15 protein-coding genes are annotated in these 16459 nt (G+C 63.9%); 11 read left to right on the forward strand and 4 right to left on the reverse strand.

Going from position 1 to position 16459, the window contains the following annotated elements; translation table 11 throughout:
- The first annotated feature begins 8 nt into the window (after positions 1-8).
- Positions 9-812 carry an MOSC domain-containing protein gene (locus CC207_RS19070; RefSeq protein WP_028692747.1) on the forward strand — a complete coding sequence of 268 codons (804 nt, stop codon included), beginning with the start codon at positions 9-11 and terminating at the stop codon, positions 810-812.
- Between the two features lie 61 nt (positions 813-873).
- Here CC207_RS19070 and CC207_RS19075 read toward each other — a convergent pair whose 3' ends face one another.
- On the reverse strand, positions 874-2802 hold the full coding sequence (locus CC207_RS19075) for a transglycosylase SLT domain-containing protein (protein ID WP_028692746.1): 1929 nt from the start codon (positions 2800-2802) through the stop codon (positions 874-876).
- 207 nt (positions 2803-3009) lie between these two features.
- On the opposite strand from CC207_RS19075, the gene CC207_RS19080 reads away from it, so the two are divergent.
- Positions 3010-4941, forward strand: coding sequence for an ATP-binding cassette domain-containing protein (locus CC207_RS19080; protein WP_028692745.1), 1932 nt, complete (start codon positions 3010-3012; stop codon positions 4939-4941).
- Positions 4942-5022: 81 nt separating this feature from the next.
- Here the strand turns inward: CC207_RS19080 and CC207_RS19085 are convergent, their stop codons facing one another.
- A complete protein-coding gene (locus CC207_RS19085) occupies positions 5023-5466 on the reverse strand; it encodes a universal stress protein (protein ID WP_028692744.1) in 444 nt (147 codons plus the stop codon).
- Between the two features lie 110 nt (positions 5467-5576).
- On the opposite strand from CC207_RS19085, the gene CC207_RS19090 reads away from it, so the two are divergent.
- The 7 genes from CC207_RS19090 to CC207_RS19120 all read left to right on the forward strand — a co-directional run bounded on the left by CC207_RS19090 (position 5577) and on the right by CC207_RS19120 (position 13798).
- On the forward strand, positions 5577-6014 hold the full coding sequence (locus CC207_RS19090) for a hypothetical protein (RefSeq protein ID WP_028692743.1): 438 nt from the start codon (positions 5577-5579) through the stop codon (positions 6012-6014).
- A gap of 473 nt (positions 6015-6487) precedes the next feature.
- Positions 6488-8635 carry a fatty acid oxidation complex subunit alpha FadB gene (fadB, locus tag CC207_RS19095; protein ID WP_050704828.1) on the forward strand — a complete coding sequence of 716 codons (2148 nt, stop codon included), beginning with the start codon at positions 6488-6490 and terminating at the stop codon, positions 8633-8635.
- Positions 8636-8666: 31 nt separating this feature from the next.
- Complete coding sequence (gene fadA, locus CC207_RS19100) at positions 8667-9842, forward strand: acetyl-CoA C-acyltransferase FadA (protein ID WP_028692741.1); 1176 nt, start codon at positions 8667-8669, stop codon at positions 9840-9842.
- Between the two features lie 78 nt (positions 9843-9920).
- Positions 9921-10172, forward strand: a complete 252-nt coding sequence (locus CC207_RS19105) for a DUF1653 domain-containing protein (protein WP_028692740.1) — start codon at positions 9921-9923, stop codon at positions 10170-10172.
- Positions 10173-10272: 100 nt separating this feature from the next.
- A complete protein-coding gene (gene topA, locus CC207_RS19110) occupies positions 10273-12882 on the forward strand; it encodes a type I DNA topoisomerase (RefSeq protein WP_062359588.1) in 2610 nt (869 codons plus the stop codon).
- A 109-nt stretch (positions 12883-12991) separates the two neighbouring features.
- Positions 12992-13513: a DUF6586 family protein gene (locus CC207_RS19115; protein ID WP_088852580.1), complete on the forward strand. Its 522-nt coding sequence runs from the start codon at positions 12992-12994 to the stop codon at positions 13511-13513.
- A 51-nt stretch (positions 13514-13564) separates the two neighbouring features.
- Positions 13565-13798 carry a hypothetical protein gene (locus CC207_RS19120; RefSeq protein ID WP_023630868.1) on the forward strand — a complete coding sequence of 78 codons (234 nt, stop codon included), beginning with the start codon at positions 13565-13567 and terminating at the stop codon, positions 13796-13798.
- Between the two features lie 51 nt (positions 13799-13849).
- Here the strand turns inward: CC207_RS19120 and sulA are convergent, their stop codons facing one another.
- Together sulA and lexA are read right to left on the reverse strand one after the other, a co-directional pair.
- Positions 13850-14326 (reverse strand): SOS-induced cell division inhibitor SulA, encoded by a 477-nt coding sequence (gene sulA / locus CC207_RS19125; protein ID WP_062359586.1) that lies wholly within the window; start codon positions 14324-14326, stop codon positions 13850-13852.
- A gap of 13 nt (positions 14327-14339) precedes the next feature.
- The gene (gene lexA / locus CC207_RS19130; protein ID WP_028692736.1) at positions 14340-14948 is read right to left on the reverse strand and encodes a transcriptional repressor LexA; all 609 of its coding nucleotides are present in this window, start codon (positions 14946-14948) and stop codon (positions 14340-14342) included.
- 219 nt (positions 14949-15167) lie between these two features.
- On the opposite strand from lexA, the gene CC207_RS19135 reads away from it, so the two are divergent.
- Positions 15168-15872: a TetR/AcrR family transcriptional regulator gene (locus tag CC207_RS19135; RefSeq protein ID WP_028692735.1), complete on the forward strand. Its 705-nt coding sequence runs from the start codon at positions 15168-15170 to the stop codon at positions 15870-15872.
- Between the two features lie 194 nt (positions 15873-16066).
- Positions 16067-16459, forward strand: a 393-nt coding sequence (locus tag CC207_RS27790) for a glycoside hydrolase family 3 N-terminal domain-containing protein (protein ID WP_305880225.1), incomplete at its 3' end; no start/stop codon positions are given.

Genomic DNA, 16459 nt, shown 5'->3' on the forward strand with positions numbered 1-16459 from the left:
GAGCAGGGATGTTTCTGAGTGCGTTGTATCGATACCCGGTAAAATCGGGGCGGGCCCAAGGCCTGCAAGCGTCCGCGGTCGGCAATCTGGGCCTGGACGGTGACCGCCGCTGGTTGGTGGTGGAGGAGGAGAATGGCCGCTTCCTGACCCAGCGGGCCTGGCCCCGGTTGGGGCAGGTCGGCGCCGATTACGGCGAGCAGGGCCAGTTGCTGCTGCAGGCACCGGGACAGGCACCCTTGGAGGTGCCCGTGCCGCCGGCCGACGAGGCCCTGCGCGGCGTCACCATCTGGCGGGACACCTTGCGCGTACCCGATGCCGGCGATGCGGCTGCAGCCTGGCTCAGCGACCTGCTGGGCAAGGCGGTAAGGCTGGTGTACTGCCCCGAACAGCGGGCCCGCTACCTGCCCAGCGGCTACGGCCTCAACAGTGACCGGGCAGCGTTTCCCGATGGTTTTCCGTTGCTGCTGATCGGTCAGGCCTCACTGGATGAGCTGAGCCAGCGGGTGGGGCGCCCCATGGAGATGCTGCGTTTTCGCCCGAACCTGGTGGTCGAGGGGGCCGAGGCCTTCGCCGAGGACCGCTGGAAGCGTATCCGTATCGGTGACATGACCTTCCGCGTGCTCAAGCCGAGCGTGCGCTGCATCCTCACCACCCTTGATCCCGTCACGGGCGAGCGCAGCCCGGACCGCGAGCCGTTGACCACGCTCAAGACGTTTCGCGAGAAGGAAGGGGATGTGCTGTTTGGCCAGAACCTGGCGGTGGATGGCGAGGGGCAGCTGCAGGTGGGAATGGACGTCCAGGTCCTCGATTAGTGCCATCGCGAGGCAAGTCACATCGGTGCGCCGATGCGACTTGCCTCGCGAAAGGGTTCGATCACATATCGTCGAAATACCGTTCATGCCAATCCACCAGCGGTTGCGGTGAATTGAGCTTCTGCCCATAGATAACCGAATACGACAGCACGTTCTGCACGTACTGGCGCGTCTCGTCGAACGGAATCGACTCGACCCACACATCGAAGCTCAAGTGCTTGGCGCCCTTGAGCCACTGGCGTACGCGTCCGGGGCCGGCGTTGTAGGCGGCCGAGGCCAGCACGCGGTTGCCGTTGAACTGGCTGTGCACCTGGCTCAGGTAGGCGGCGCCGAGCTGGATGTTCTTGTCCGGGTTGAATACCTGGGCCGGCGAGGCCAGCGGGATGCTGAACTTGCGCGCGGTTTCCTTGGCCGTGCCTGGCATCAGCTGCATCAGGCCGCTGGCGCCGACACTGGAGCGGGCGTCTTCCATGAAGGCGCTTTCCTGGCGGGTAATGGCGAACACCCAGCTTGAATGCAGGCCGCGGACCTTGGCTTCGCGCACCAAGGTGTCGCGATGGGCCATGGGGAAGCGGATGTCCAGGTCGTCCCAATACTGGGCCTGGCTGATGGTGCGAATGGCCGGGAAGTACCAGCGCATGTCGTAGGCCAGGCGGGCCTGGGCGACCATCTCGTCACGGTTGAAGTGACGGCTGACGTGGTACCACTCGCGCCGGCCCTCGACGATCTGGCCGCGGGCATGGAACTCCAGGGCGCGACGCACACCCGGGGTGTTGCGGACCTTATTGATCACCGCCTGGCTGAGTGCCAGCGGCTTGTTGTTCAACTGGTAAGGCGTCTGCGCCCGGTCGGCGGCGAGGAAACCGTAGAAATCGCGCTCGCGGGCGACGGTCTTGTACAGCAGCGGAATCTGCGGGTTGTTCGGCTGTGCCAGTTCCAGGCTGCGTGCCTGCCAGTACTTCCAGCGGTTGCTGCTGGCCAGGTCCTGGGGCAGGCGCCTGGTCAGCTCGTAGGCGTCCTCCCAGCGGCCCAGGCGCAGCAGCAGACGCAGGCGCCATTCGCTGACGGTGTTGTCACGCAGCTCGGGGTCGTAGCGGGTCATCAGGTCGAGGGCGCGCGGGTCGTAGCGCCGGGCCAGGGTCAGGCCGATCTCGCGGGCGATGGCGACCTTCTCGTCACGGGAGAAGTGCATGCGCTGGGCGTAGTCGTCGAGCAGCGCCATGGCCTGCTCGGGGTCCTGGCGGGCCAAGCGGCGCAGGCCGAGGCTGACCACGTCGGACATGGCTTCGTTGACCGGGGTGAAGCGCGATGGCTGGTTGAGCAACTCCGGCTTTTGCGCCACGTCGATCAGTAGCTTGCCCTGGGGGGCGAGGGTGGTGAGGGTCTTGACCAGGCTGTTGGCCAGGCCATAGTTGCGCGCCTGGGCCGCCAGCTTGGCGCGCTGCCAGCGCTTGGCCTCGGTCAGTTGGCCTTCGGCGGCCCACATGGCGAACAGGGTGTCGCAGGCGGTGGGCTGCGACTTGCCGACGTTCCACAGCTTGTCGGCGGTGGCAAAACCTTCGGCGCGCAGGCCGTGGGAGAGCTGGTACTGGCCGTTGAGGCAATCCAGCTCGGTGAAGTTGAGCTTGGGGTCGTAGTATCGGGTAAAGGTGTTCCACTCGCCGCGTTCAGCCAGCCAGCGCAGCCAGCGCAGTTTCATCCAGTTGGCCTGGGGCAGGTCGCCGTGGGCCTTGAGGAAGCCCTCGATCTCCTCGTTGCTGGCGCTCTTCAGGCGGGCGGTCAGCTCGTCATAGGTGAGGTAGGGTGTCAGCGGATAATCGCGCAGCGCCTGCGCGTAACGCAGGTAAGGACCCTTGTCGCCCTTGGCCAGGGCACGCTTGGCCTCGTCGTAGTACTGACGCTGCTGGGTGATGTCGACGGCCTGTGCGGCGCTCGCGGCGGTGGCGGTGAGCAGCAGGCAGGAAGCAATTTGTAACAGGCGGCTGCGCATGATACGTCCGGGCAGTAGAACCATGGAAAGTGACGGCGGAGCCAGCACTGTTGGGTATTAGTGTCTAGCTTAGCCGTTTGCCGGTGGCGGGTGAAAGCACTGTGCTTGTATCGAGTTGTTATCCGACGCCCTGCTGCCGGCGATGGGCTTTTGATGCCGTGAAGGGGCAAGTCAGGTAGAATGCGCGCCCGGTTTTTGGAGATGATCATGACCCTGCTCAAATTCAGCGATGTGTCCCTCGCGTTCGGCGCCATGCCGCTGTTGGACAAAGTGTCCTGGCAGATCGCCCGTGGCGAGCGGGTGTGCATCATCGGCCGCAACGGCACGGGCAAGTCGAGCATGCTGCGCCTGGTCAAGGGCGAGCAGAAGCCCGACGACGGCGATATCTGGCGCGCGCCGGGGCTGAAGATCGGCGAGCTGCCGCAGGAACTGCCGGTGGCCGACGAGCGCAGCGTGTTCGACGTGGTGGCCGCAGGCCTGGATGGCGTGGGCGAGCTGCTGGCCGAGTACCACCACCTGAGCCAGAACATCCACGGCGATGACGACCTGGAAAAGCTCATGCACGTCCAGCATGAGCTGGAGGCCCGCGACGGCTGGCGCCTGCAGCAAGTGGTGGAAAGCACCCTGAGCCGCCTGCAGCTACCGGCCGACAAGACCCTGGCCGAGCTCTCCGGCGGCTGGCGCCGTCGCGTGCTGCTGGCCCAGGCACTGGTGTCCGAGCCCGACCTGTTGCTGCTCGATGAGCCGACCAACCACCTGGATATCGGCGCCATTGCCTGGCTGGAAGAGGCCCTGAGCGGCTTCAACGGCGCGGTGCTCTTCATCACCCACGACCGCTCCTTCCTGCAGAACCTGGCTACACGCATCCTCGAGCTGGACCGTGGCGGGCTGATCGACTGGAACGGCGACTACGCCAGCTTCCTGGTGCACAAGGAGGCTGAGCTGGCCGCCGAGGCCACTGCCAACGCGCTGTTCGACAAGCGCCTGGCTCAGGAAGAGGTGTGGATTCGCCAGGGCATCAAGGCCCGGCGTACCCGTAACGAAGGCCGCGTACGCGCGCTCAAGGCGCTGCGCGTGGAGCGCAGCGAGCGCCGTGAGCGCCAGGGCAAGGCCAATATCCAGATCGAAGTGGCTGACAAGTCAGGCAAGCAAGTGATGGTGCTGGAAGATGTCAGCTTCGCCCACAAGGATGGCCCGAAACTGGTCAAGGACTTCTCCATGGTACTGCAGCGCCAGGACCGCATCGGCCTGCTCGGCGCCAACGGTACCGGCAAGACCACGCTGCTCAAGCTGATGCTCGGTGACCTGGAGCCGACGTCTGGCAAGGTCGAACGCGGCACCAAGCTGGAAGTGGCCTACTTCGACCAGATGCGCCATCAGCTGGACCTGGAAAAGACTGTCATCGACAACCTGGCCGAAGGCCGCGACTTCATCGAGATCGATGGCCAGAACCGCCACGTGCTGAGCTACCTCGGCGACTTCCTGTTCAGTCCGCAGCGTGCGCGCACGCCGGTCAAGGCGTTGTCCGGCGGCGAGCGCGCGCGCCTGCTGTTGGCCAAGCTGTTCAGCAAGCCGGCCAACCTGCTGGTGCTGGACGAACCGACCAACGACCTCGACGTCGAGACCCTGGAGCTGCTCGAGGAAGTGCTGTCCAACTACAAGGGCACGGTGCTGATGGTCAGCCACGACAGGGCCTTCCTCGACAACGTGGTGACCAGCACCCTGGTGTTCGAGGGTGAGGGCCGTGTGCGCGAGTACGTCGGTGGCTACGAGGACTGGATCCGCCAGGGTGGTTCGCCGAAACTGCTGGGCGTGACCGAGAGCAAGGGCGGCAAGTCCGAGCTCAACAGCGCGGTGGTAGCCAAGACGGTGGAAGAGCAGGCACCTGCCGCTGCCGTCGCGCCTGCTGCCGATGCCAGCAAGAAGAAGCTCAGCTACAAGCTGCAGCGCGAGCTGGAGGCGCTGCCAGGGCAGATCGATGCGCTGGAACAGCAGATGGCCGAGGTACAGGAAGAGGTCAATGCCTCGAACTTCTACCAGCGTCCTATCGATGAAACCACCGCAGTGCTGGCCAAGCTGGAGAAGCTGCAGGGCGAGCTGGACGTGCTGGTGGAGCGCTGGGCCGAGCTGGAAGGCTGAACGCATCGCGGGGCAAGCCCGCTCCCACGCAGCCCCGTCTGGCGAGCTGTGTGGGAGCGGGCCTGCCCCGCGATTACAGGCTTACTCGGCCTTCTTCTGCAACCGCACCGCCAGTACGTCGCACGGCGCGCCGTGCAGCACGTCATTGGCGGTGGAGCCCAGCAGCAGCGCCAGGCCATGGCGACCATGGCTGCCCACCACGATCAGGTCGCAGTGTTGATCCTTGGCCAACTGGTGGATTTCCTGTCGCGGCTGGCCGTAGACCAGGTGGGAATCGCCACGATTGATGTCCGGATACTTGTTGTACAGACGGTCCATGCGCTCCTTGGCCTGGTCGAACTGTTGCTGCTGCAACTGCGAAAGGTCCATTGGCACGTCGCCGCCGAAGGCCATGGCCATGGGTTCGACGATATGCACCAGGGATACCTTGGCGCCGCTGGCCAGGGCGATGGCTTTGGCCCGCTTGATCACCGGGTCGCATTCTTCGGTCAGGTCGACGGCGACCAGAAGATGTTCGTAGGACATGTGCAGTACTCCTGACAATCGCGATAGTAGAAGTATGGTCGCTTTCGGGCCGGGCGTGCGTGAAACCTGGATAACCCGCTCATTTGCAACGCTTTATAAGGTCTACAGATATGACGGTATGGCTAGTGGTGTCAATCCTTGCGCTGATGCTCAGCCCGCTGGCCTGGCTGCGTCAGTCGCGCAAGCAGAGCGAACAGATGAACCTGCGCCTGGAGGGGCGGCGCATGGGGCTGGCCATGCAGCTGGCACCGCAGCAGTGGCCGCACTGGCTGGAAAAGGAGCCGCCCAGCCCCTGTCCGCAATACCACCGGGCGCGGCGCAAGGGCCGCGAGGACTGCTGGTGCTACTGGCAGATCAGTCCGGGCGTGTGGTGGAACCAGTGGCGCGAACCCTGCGAGGAGCCGCGTCTGGCCGAGGTCTTCGCTCGTCTGCCGGCAACCGTCTACAAGGTCGAGGCCGACCGGCGCATGATCGCCCTGTACTGGAGCGAGCGGGGCGATAAATCTGTTTTGCAGGATATTGCCCAGGCCCTCGATACCCTCGCCTAACCTGATCAACGCAAAACGGCGCGCAGGAGCAACCATGCTCTTGCGCGCCGTTTTGCGTTCTGCAGTGCAGAAAAGGGCCAGGCAGGCCGGAAACACTTTCATGCAGGCCCAGTGTAGCCATCGTTGGCGAATGCGTTTAGAAAAAAGCGCCGTTCGCCGTCGGTGATGGTCTATCGCTGACATGAATGGTCGGCGATCACTGTCATCATTTTTCGTACCCGGTGGGTAGAAGATGACTGGAAAGTCGCGTTTTCACGGTGTTCGCGAGCATTTGACAACGCCGTTCATTTCGGAGAATGTGTGCACACCCAAGTCAAACGGGCGTATGAATTGAGCGTTTGTATGTCAGACGGCTCTTACAGAATCCCGATTAGCGCGTCGACGGGTGTGCCTGGAGCGAGTGACCGGTAGACCGGCTCTTGCGCCAGCGTTCGACGTGTACTGTTCAGCTTCCATATCGTGGAGATCAGTTGATGATTTACGAAGGTAAAGCCATCACGGTTAAGGCTCTTGAAAGCGGCATCGTCGAACTGAAGTTCGACCTCAAGGGTGAGTCCGTCAACAAGTTCAACCGTCTCACTCTGAACGAGCTGCGTCAGGCCGTGGACGTGATCAAGGGCGATGCCTCGATCAAGGGCGTGATCGTCAGCAGCGGCAAGGACGTGTTCATCGTCGGCGCCGACATCACCGAATTCGTCGACAACTTCAAGCTGCCCGAGGCCGAACTGGTCGCCGGCAACCTGGAAGCCAACCGCATTTTCAATGACTTCGAAGACCTGCAGGTGCCGACCGTCGTCGCCATCAACGGCATTGCCCTGGGTGGCGGCCTGGAGATGTGCCTGGCCGCCGACTACCGGGTCATGTCCAGCAGCGCCAAGATCGGCCTGCCGGAAGTCAAGCTGGGCATCTACCCAGGCTTCGGCGGCACCGTGCGTCTGCCGCGCCTGATCGGCTCGGACAACGCCATCGAGTGGATCGCCTCGGGCAAGGAAAACCGTGCCGAGGACGCCCTGAAGGTCGGCGCCGTCGACGCCGTGGTGGCGCCCGAGCTGCTGCAGGCCGGTGCCCTGGACCTGATCAAGCGCGCCATCAGCGGCGAGCTGGACCACAAGGCCAAGCGCCAGCCCAAGCTGGAAAAACTCAAGCTCAATGCCATCGAGCAGATGATGGCGTTCGAGACCGCCAAGGGCTTCGTCGCCGGCCAGGCCGGCCCGAACTACCCGGCGCCGGTCGAGGCCATCAAGACCATCCAGAAGGCTGCCAACTTCGGCCGTGACAAGGCCCTGGAAGTCGAAGCCGCCGGCTTCGCCAAGCTGGCCAAGACTTCGGTCGCCGAGAGCCTGATCGGCCTGTTCCTGAACGACCAGGAGCTCAAGCGCAAGGCCAAGGCCCATGACGAGATCGCCCACGACGTGAAGCAGGCCGCCGTGCTCGGCGCTGGCATCATGGGTGGCGGCATCGCCTACCAGTCGGCGGTCAAGGGCACGCCGATCCTGATGAAGGACATCCGCGAGGAAGCCATCCAGCTGGGCCTGAACGAGGCCTCCAAGCTGCTCGGCAAGCGCGTCGAGAAGGGGCGCCTGACCCCGGCGAAGATGGCCGAGGCACTCAACGCCATTCGTCCGACCTTGTCCTACGGCGATTTCGCTAACGTCGACATCGTCGTCGAGGCCGTGGTCGAGAACCCGAAGGTCAAGCAAGCGGTACTGGCTGAAGTGGAAGGCCAGGTGAAGGAAGATGCCATCCTGGCCTCCAACACCTCGACCATCTCCATCAACCTGCTGGCCAAGGCGCTCAAGCGCCCGGAAAACTTCGTCGGCATGCACTTCTTCAACCCGGTGCACATGATGCCGCTGGTCGAAGTCATCCGCGGCGAGAAGTCCAGTGAAGTCGCGGTCGCGACTACCGTGGCCTACGCCAAGAAGATGGGCAAGAACCCGATCGTGGTCAACGACTGCCCGGGCTTCCTGGTCAACCGCGTGCTGTTCCCGTACTTCGGCGGCTTCGCCAAGCTGGTCAGCGCCGGCGTCGACTTCGTGCGCATCGACAAGGTCATGGAAAAGTTCGGCTGGCCGATGGGCCCGGCCTACCTGATGGACGTGGTCGGCATCGACACCGGCCACCACGGCCGCGATGTGATGGCCGAAGGCTTCCCGGACCGCATGAAGGACGATCGTCGCTCCGCCGTCGACGCCCTCTACGAGGCCAACCGCCTCGGTCAGAAGAACGGCAAGGGCTTCTACGCCTACGAGACCGACAAGCGCGGCAAACCGAAGAAAGTCGCCGACGCCAGCGTGCTCGACGTGCTCAAGCCAGTGATCTTCGAGCAGCGTGAAGTCAGCGACGAGGACATCATCAACTGGATGATGGTGCCACTGTGCCTGGAAACCGTGCGCTGCCTGGAAGACGGCATCGTCGAAACCGCCGCCGAAGCCGACATGGGCCTGGTCTACGGTATCGGTTTCCCTCCCTTCCGCGGTGGCGCGCTGCGCTACATCGATTCGATCGGGGTCGCCGAGTTCGTCGCACTGGCCGACAAGTACGCCGACCTGGGGCCGCTGTACCACCCCACTGCGAAGCTGCGCGAAATGGCCAAGAACGGCCAGCGCTTCTTCAACTGAGCGCCCAACGAGCTAGAGCGAGAATATTGATATGAGCCTGAATCCAAGAGACGTGGTGATTGTCGACTTCGGTCGCACGCCGATGGGTCGTTCCAAGGGTGGCATGCACCGCAACACCCGCGCCGAGGACATGTCCGCGCACCTGATCAGCAAGCTGCTGGAGCGCAACGACAAGGTCGATCCGAAGGAAGTCGAGGACGTGATCTGGGGCTGCGTCAACCAGACCCTGGAGCAGGGCTGGAACATCGCCCGCATGGCGTCGCTGATGACCCAGATCCCGCACACCTCCGCCGCCCAGACCGTCAGCCGCCTGTGCGGATCGTCGATGAGCGCGCTGCACACCGCCGCACAGGCGATCATGACCGGTAACGGTGATGTGTTCGTGGTCGGTGGCGTCGAGCACATGGGCCACGTCAGCATGATGCACGGCGTCGACCCCAACCCGCACATGTCCTTGCACGCCGCCAAGGCTTCCGGGATGATGGGTCTGACCGCCGAGATGCTCGGCAAGATGCACGGCATCACCCGTGAGCAACAGGATCTGTTCGGCCTGCGTTCGCACCAGCTCGCCCACAAGGCGACGGTCGAGGGCAAGTTCAAGGACGAGATCATCCCGATGCAGGGTTACGACGAGAACGGCTTCCTGAAGGTCTTCGACTACGACGAGACCATTCGCCCGGAAACCACCCTCGAAGGCCTGGCGTCGCTCAAGCCTGCGTTCAACCCCAAAGGTGGCACCGTCACCGCGGGTACCTCCTCGCAGATCACCGACGGCGCCTCGTGCATGATCGTCATGTCCGGCCAGCGCGCCATGGACCTGGGGATCCAGCCACTGGCGGTGATTCGCTCGATGGCGGTGGCCGGTGTCGACCCTGCGATCATGGGCTACGGCCCGGTCCCGGCGACGCAGAAAGCCCTCAAGCGTGCTGGCCTGTCCATCGCCGACATCGACTTCTTCGAGCTCAACGAAGCCTTCGCCGCACAGGCCCTGCCGGTGCTGAAGGACCTGAAAGTGCTCGACAAGATGGATGAGAAGGTTAACCTGCACGGCGGCGCCATCGCTCTGGGCCACCCGTTCGGTTGCTCCGGTGCGCGGATCTCCGGCACCCTGCTCAACGTCATGAAGCAAAATGGCGGTACCCTGGGCGTCGCCACCATGTGTGTCGGCCTGGGCCAAGGCATCACCACTGTCTTCGAACGCGTCTGATCGCGTTGCGGGACAGCAGCCGGGGCCATGTGCCCCGGCTTTTGTTTTTTACAGGATTTGTTCAAGAGGGCGAGTGACATGCAGATACAACCTGGTGTGTACCGGCATTACAAAGGCCCTGAATACCGCGTGTTCAGTGCGGCGCGGCATTCCGAAAGCGAAGAATGGATGGTCTTCTACCAGTGCCTGTATGGTGACTACAGCTACTGGGTCAGGCCACTTTCGATGTTCCAGGAGTCCGTCGAGGTTGACGGCGAGCAGGTGCCACGCTTTGCTTTGGTCAAGGCCGAAGAGGGGCTGGGCGAGCGGCTTGGCAAGGCGCACGAGTGATCGACCACGCTTGACCTCACTCTTTTGCCACTATATATAGCGGTGCCGCGTCCGGCACCTGACGCGTTTTTCATCTTCAGATTCAGGAATACTCCGATCCATGGGCAAATCGCTGGTCATTGTGGAATCCCCGGCCAAGGCCAAGACCATCAACAAGTACCTGGGCAGCCAGTACGTGGTGAAGTCGAGTATCGGCCACATCCGTGACCTTCCCACCAGCGGTTCCGCCAGTGCGAGCAAGGAACCGGCGGCCAAGCGCGGCAAGACCGCGGCCCAGGCCCCGGCCTTGTCGCCGAAGGAGAAGGCGCGCCGCACCCTGGTCGCGCGCATGGGCGTCGACCCGGAAGCGGGCTGGAAGGCCAAGTACGAGATCCTTCCCGGCAAGGAGAAGGTGATCGAGGAACTGCGCCGCCTGGCCAAGGATGCCGACACCATCTATCTCGCAACCGACTTGGATCGCGAGGGGGAAGCCATTGCCTGGCACCTGCGCGAAGCCATCGGCGGCGACGACAGCCGCTACAAGCGCGTGGTGTTCAACGAGATCACCAAAAAGGCTATCCAGGAAGCCTTCTCCCAGCCGGGCGAGCTCGATATCGACCGGGTCAACGCCCAGCAGGCGCGGCGCTTCCTCGACCGCGTGGTCGGCTACATGGTCTCGCCGCTGCTGTGGGCCAAGATCGCCCGCGGCCTCTCCGCAGGTCGTGTGCAGTCGGTGGCGGTAAAGTTGGTGGTCGAGCGTGAGCGCGAGATCCGCGCGTTCAATCCGGAAGAGTACTGGGAAGTCCACGCCGACCTGGGCACCGCCAAGAACGCCAAGGTGCGTTTCGAGGTGGCTCGCGAGAAGGGCGAAGCTTTCAAGCCGCTCAACGAAGCCCAGGCCATGGCCGCGCTGGAGAAGCTCAAGGCCTCCAGCTACAGCGTGAGCAAGCGCGAGGACCGGCCGACCAGCAGCAAGCCTTCGGCGCCGTTCATTACTTCCACCCTGCAGCAGGCCGCGAGCAACCGCCTGGGCTTCGGGGTGAAGAAGACCATGATGATGGCCCAGCGTCTGTACGAAGCCGGCTACATCACCTACATGCGTACCGACTCGACCAACCTGTCGACCGACGCGGTCGAGATGGCGCGCAGCTACATCGAGAAAGAATTCGGCAAGCAGTACCTGCCCGCCGCGCCGATCGTCTACGGTAGCAAGGAAGGCGCCCAGGAGGCGCACGAGGCGATTCGTCCGTCGGATGTAAACACCCATCCGACCAAGCTCAGCGGCATGGAGCGTGACGCCGAGCGCCTGTACGAGCTGATCTGGCGCCAGTTCCTGGCCTGCCAGATGCCGCCGGCGCAATACCTGTCCACCAGCGTCACCGTGGTGGCCGGCGAGTTCGAGCTGCGTGCCAAGGGCCGCATCCTCAAGTTCGACGGTTACACCCGCGTCCTGCCGCAGCAGAGCAAGCCGGGCGAGGACGACGTGCTGCCGGAAATGGCCCAGGGCGAGGCGCTCAAGCTGATCCAGCTCGATCCCAGCCAGCATTTCACCAAGCCACCGGCGCGCTTCACCGAAGCGAGCCTGGTCAAGGAAATGGAAAAGCGCGGCATCGGCCGGCCGTCGACCTACGCGGCGATCATCTCGACTATCCAGGACCGTGGCTACGTTACCCTGCACAACCGTCGGTTCTACTCCGAGAAAATGGGCGACATCGTCACCGAGCGCCTGTCCGAGAGCTTCGCCAACCTGATGGACTACGGCTTCACCGCAGGCATGGAAGAGAACCTCGACGACGTGGCCCAGGGCGAGCGTGACTGGAAGAACGTCCTTGACGAGTTCTATGGCGACTTCAGCAAGAAGCTGCAGACTGCCGAGTCCACCGAGCACGGCATGCGGGCCAACCAGCCAACCCTGACCAACATCGCCTGCAAGGAATGCGGCCGGCCGATGATGATCCGTACCGCCTCCACCGGTGTGTTCCTTGGCTGCTCGGGTTACAGCCTGCCGCCGAAGGAGCGCTGCAAGGCCACGGTCAACCTGGTGCCGGGCGACGAGATCGCCGCCGACGACGAGGGCGAGTCCGAGTCGCTGGTGCTGCGCGGCAAGCACCGTTGCCCGATCTGCGCCACTGCGATGGACGCCTACCTGCTCGACGAGAAGCGCAAGCTGCACATCTGTGGCAACAACCCGGACTGCGCTGGCTACGAGATCGAGGAGGGCAGCTACCGCATCAAGGGCTACGAAGGCCCGAGCCTGGAGTGCGACAAGTGCGGCAGTGAGATGCAGCTCAAGACCGGCCGGTTCGGCAAGTTCTTCGGCTGCACCAACCCTACCTGCAAGAACACCCGCAAGTTGCTCAAGAGCGGCGAGGCAGCGCCGCCGAAGATGGACAAGGTGGACATGCCGGAGCTCAAGTGCGAGAAGGTCGACGACACCTACGTGCTGCGCGACGGCGCTTCGGGGCTGTTCCTGGCCGCCAGCCAGTTCCCGAAGAACCGCGAGACCCGTGCGCCGCTGGTGTTGGAGATCGTTCCGCACAAGCACGAGATCGATCCGAAGTACCACTTCCTCTGCGAAGCGCCGCAGAAGGACCCGGATGGGCGCCCGGCGGTGATTCGCTACAGCCGCAAGACCAAGGAGCAGTACGTGCAGTCCGAGGTCGACGGCAAGCCGACCGGCTGGAAGGCGTTCTACGACGGCAAGGCGTGGAAGGTAGAAGACAAGCGCTGATCTAAGTTGTGACTGGGGCCGCGAAGCGGCCCCAGTCATTTGATGACAAGCAAAGCGCAATCCCTGAAACTGCAGGCAATCGTCTTGCAGCCTTCAGGAGTCAGCCGAAATGGCCCAGGAACTCTACACCCGCACCAACCAGAAACTGTTCTTCGCCGGCCTCGCCCTGGAATCCATGGCCAAGGCCGTCGACAGCCAGGCCATGAACGCCCAGGGCCTGCTCCAGGCCGAGCGCGAATCGGCGCTGTTCCACCTGTATGGCGCACTGCTGGGGTTGTGCCACGAGATCGCCGGCTTCTACCGCTTGCCGCAGGCTTCAGCGCCACGGGCCGAGCTGCTGTTCAGTGACGAGGTGCTGCAGAGCGTGGCGATCCCGGAAATGGCCGAGCTGCTGGAGCTCGCCCGTCAACCGGAAACCTGGCTGGCGCGTCTGCTGGCCGCTTATGCCGATTTGTTCCGACCGCCGGTCGCGCAGAAACCCGTGAAGGGCGACGTCACCCAACCGCTGATCCAAGCCGTCAATCTGGACGCGCGCGAGCCAGCCGAGCTTTCCCGCGAGGAGCTCGAAGCCTGGAGGCAGAATCTGAAAAGCCTGGTGAGACGCTTCCGCGAAGCGCTGAGTGAGTGCTGACTGCCGCCATGGCTGGTACACTACTGGCCTTTCGTGAAAAGCAGGCCCTTTATGTCAACGTCCTTTCTAGAAATTGTCGAGTTGCCTGATGGCCGGATCGAGCTGCGCCGCGCCGAAGATGAAGGCTCCCTGGTGACCTTGGATTTCTCCGAGGATGCCAAGGCATTCCTGCAAGGACAGCATGTGGAAGTGGCCAAGGCCATGCTCAGCGTCGGCGTGCAGATGGCCGGTCGCCTCGTCGAGGGTGACTTCGAGCGTGAAGAGGGGCCACGCGTCCTTCACTGAGGCAGGTTACAGGCCCAGGGTTTCAAGCGTTTGACAGGCAAAGCCTGAACATCAGCCGAGGCGGATGTTCAGGCTTTGTGCGTTTCCGCTGGCGGCGGCGCGCTGGAGCTGTTGACGAGCATTGCTATTCAGGGTGCCTAGCCAGCTGACCACCGTGTGGCTGTGGCCCAGGCGCAAGGCTTCGCAGGCCAGTTGCAGGGCGGTCTGGTTGCCGCCGGGTTGTAGCAGCAGGATGCGTTCACGGTTCAGGCCGGCATCGCGCAGCCAGGCCTGGGTGAGGCTGCCGGGCGGGGCGATGAGCGTCAGCCAGCGGCTGTCGTCTTCTTCGCTGAGTTCGCGCAGGACCGGTGCCAGCAGACTCTGGCAATGCCCGGGTGCGCCGCGCAGGGTCAGTTCGCTGAACAGCTCGGGCTGGCTGCTCTTGCGCGGCGTCGGGGCGGGTTTGAGGCCAGGCAGAACCGGCTGGGCGAGAAAGGCTTCGAACAGCGGCAGCTGGGCTTGCTGGGGTGCATGGGTGAACGGCTGCATGGCGCCTCCTGGTTCAGCGGCGCAGGACGCCGACGCTCAAGCCCTCGATCACCAGCTCCTGTTCTTTCAGGTCGACTTCGATGGGGGCGAATTCGGGGTTTTCGGCGAGCAGCCAGACCTTGCTGCCTTCGCGCTTGAAGCGCTTGACGGTCACTTCGTCGCCGATGCGGGCCACCACCACCTGGCCGTTGCGGGCTTCGCGGGTGGTGTGCACGGCCAGCAGATCGCCGTCGAAGATGCCGATGTCCTTCATGCTCATGCCGTGTACGCGCAACAGGTAGTCGGCGCGGGGATGGAAGAAGGCCGGGTTGATGTTGCAGGATTCCTCGATGTGCTGCTCGGCGAGGATTGGTGCGCCGGCGGCGACCCGGCCAATGATGGGCAGGCCGCTGTCGTCGCTTTTCGGCTCCAGGCCGGGAATGCGGATGCCGCGGGAGGCGCCGGGGGTCATCTCGATGGCGCCCTTGCGGGCCAGGGCCTTCAGGTGTTCCTCGGCGGCGTTGGGTGACTTGAAGCCCAGCTCCTGGGCGATCTCGGCGCGGGTCGGCGGGAAGCCGTTGTCTTCGAGGCAGCGCTTAATGAAGGCCAGAATCTCGGCTTGGCGTGGCGTCAGTTTCAGCATGGGCGAGGGCTCTGTCTTTTTATACAGTGACTGGGATTATATACAGTGGCTCGCAGCCTGCAACCCACCCGGACCAAGAAAGATCGGATGGCCGACGCATCTTGTCGCTTGCAGCCTGACTCTTGGCGCTTTTAAATGGCGACCGACCGGTCACCCAGCCTTGACATTGGCAGGTCTGAAACGTATGTTTCAAACAACTGTTTGTCAGGCGGAGTAGTCATGGCCCAATCGGAAACCGTTGAACGCATCCTCGATGCGGCGGAGCAGCTGTTCGCGGAGCGCGGGTTCGCGGAAACCTCATTGCGGCTGATCACCAGCAAGGCCGGGGTCAACCTGGCGGCGGTGAACTACCATTTCGGTTCGAAGAAAGCCCTGATCCAGGCGGTGTTCTCGCGCTTCCTGGGGCCGTTCTGCGCGAGCCTGGAGCGCGAGCTGGAACGCCGCCAGGCGCGTCCCGAGCAGAAGGCCTCGCTCGAGGAGCTGCTGGAAATGCTGGTGGAGCAGGCCCTGGCCGTGCAGCCGCGCAGCAACAACGACCTGTCGATCTTCATGCGCCTGCTGGGCTTGGCCTTCAGCCAGAGCCAGGGTCATCTGCGACGTTACCTGGAAGACATGTACGGCAAGGTGTTCCGCCGCTACATGCTGCTGGTTAACGAGGCCGCGCCGCGTATTCCGCCGCTGGAGCTGTTCTGGCGCGTGCACTTCATGCTTGGCGCCGCGGCGTTCAGCATGTCGGGGATCAAGGCCCTGCGGGCCATCGCCGAGACCGATTTCGGCATCAACACCTCGATCGAGCAGGTCATGCGCCTGATGGTGCCGTTCCTGGCCGCCGGCATGCGCGCCGACAGCGGCGTTACCGACGAGGCCATGGCCACGGCGCAGTTGCGTCCGCGCAGCAAGTCCGCCGCCCCCGCCAAGGCCTGAGCACTGGGCGGGGCAGGGCGCTTGCGCTAAGCTAACGCCCATGCCAGACCTTGTCTCCCGCCGCATTTTCCGCCACCACGGCCGCTTCGCCACTGAACCATCGGGCAGTTCGTTGTCCGATGGTTGCGTGCGCCCGCGCCACGGCGAAGCGCCCCTGGACCTCCTCCCATGAAGGACTCCCTATGACTTCCAGCCTGCAAGGCTCCCTGATGGTGGATATCGCCGGTAAATGGCTGACCGCCGAAGACCGCCATCTGCTGCGCCAGCCCGAAGTGGCCGGCCTGATCATCTTTGCCCGCAACATCGACAGCCCGCGTCAGGTGCGCGAGCTGTGCGCGTCGATCCGCGCCATCCGCCCCGAACTGATCCTCGCCGTGGACCAGGAAGGCGGGCGGGTCCAGCGTCTGCGCCAGGGTTTCGTGCGCCTGCCGGCCATGCGCGCGATCGCCGACAACGCCAACGCCGAGTACCTGGCCGAGCAGTGCGGCTGGCTGATGGCCACCGAGGTGCTGGCGGTGGGCCTGGACCTGAGCTTCGCTCCGGTGCTGGACCTCGATCACCAGCGCAGCGCCGTGGTCGGCAGCCGC

The sequence above is a fragment of the Pseudomonas sp. DrBHI1 genome (genome assembly GCF_002205115.1).
In the GTDB taxonomy this organism is placed as follows: domain Bacteria; phylum Pseudomonadota; class Gammaproteobacteria; order Pseudomonadales; family Pseudomonadaceae; genus Aquipseudomonas; species Aquipseudomonas mosselii.

What these genes read in the sequence shown, in the direction of transcription:
- CC207_RS19075 (WP_028692746.1), bottom strand. Translation starts at nt 2,802, where the DNA reads ATGCGCAGCCGCCTGTTACAAATTGCTTCCTGCCTGCTGCTCACCGCC.
- CC207_RS19085 (WP_028692744.1), bottom strand. Translation starts at nt 5,466, where the DNA reads ATGTCCTACGAACATCTTCTGGTCGCCGTCGACCTGACCGAAGAATGC.
- CC207_RS19120 (WP_023630868.1), top strand. Translation starts at nt 13,565, where the DNA reads ATGTCAACGTCCTTTCTAGAAATTGTCGAGTTGCCTGATGGCCGGATC.
- sulA (WP_062359586.1), bottom strand. Translation starts at nt 14,326, where the DNA reads ATGCAGCCGTTCACCCATGCACCCCAGCAAGCCCAGCTGCCGCTGTTC.
- fadB (WP_050704828.1), top strand. Translation starts at nt 6,488, where the DNA reads ATGATTTACGAAGGTAAAGCCATCACGGTTAAGGCTCTTGAAAGCGGC.
- fadA (WP_028692741.1), top strand. Translation starts at nt 8,667, where the DNA reads ATGAGCCTGAATCCAAGAGACGTGGTGATTGTCGACTTCGGTCGCACG.
- CC207_RS19080 (WP_028692745.1), top strand. Translation starts at nt 3,010, where the DNA reads ATGACCCTGCTCAAATTCAGCGATGTGTCCCTCGCGTTCGGCGCCATG.
- CC207_RS19070 (WP_028692747.1), top strand. Translation starts at nt 9, where the DNA reads ATGTTTCTGAGTGCGTTGTATCGATACCCGGTAAAATCGGGGCGGGCC.
- CC207_RS19090 (WP_028692743.1), top strand. Translation starts at nt 5,577, where the DNA reads ATGACGGTATGGCTAGTGGTGTCAATCCTTGCGCTGATGCTCAGCCCG.
- CC207_RS19115 (WP_088852580.1), top strand. Translation starts at nt 12,992, where the DNA reads ATGGCCCAGGAACTCTACACCCGCACCAACCAGAAACTGTTCTTCGCC.
- CC207_RS19135 (WP_028692735.1), top strand. Translation starts at nt 15,168, where the DNA reads ATGGCCCAATCGGAAACCGTTGAACGCATCCTCGATGCGGCGGAGCAG.
- topA (WP_062359588.1), top strand. Translation starts at nt 10,273, where the DNA reads ATGGGCAAATCGCTGGTCATTGTGGAATCCCCGGCCAAGGCCAAGACC.
- lexA (WP_028692736.1), bottom strand. Translation starts at nt 14,948, where the DNA reads ATGCTGAAACTGACGCCACGCCAAGCCGAGATTCTGGCCTTCATTAAG.
- CC207_RS19105 (WP_028692740.1), top strand. Translation starts at nt 9,921, where the DNA reads ATGCAGATACAACCTGGTGTGTACCGGCATTACAAAGGCCCTGAATAC.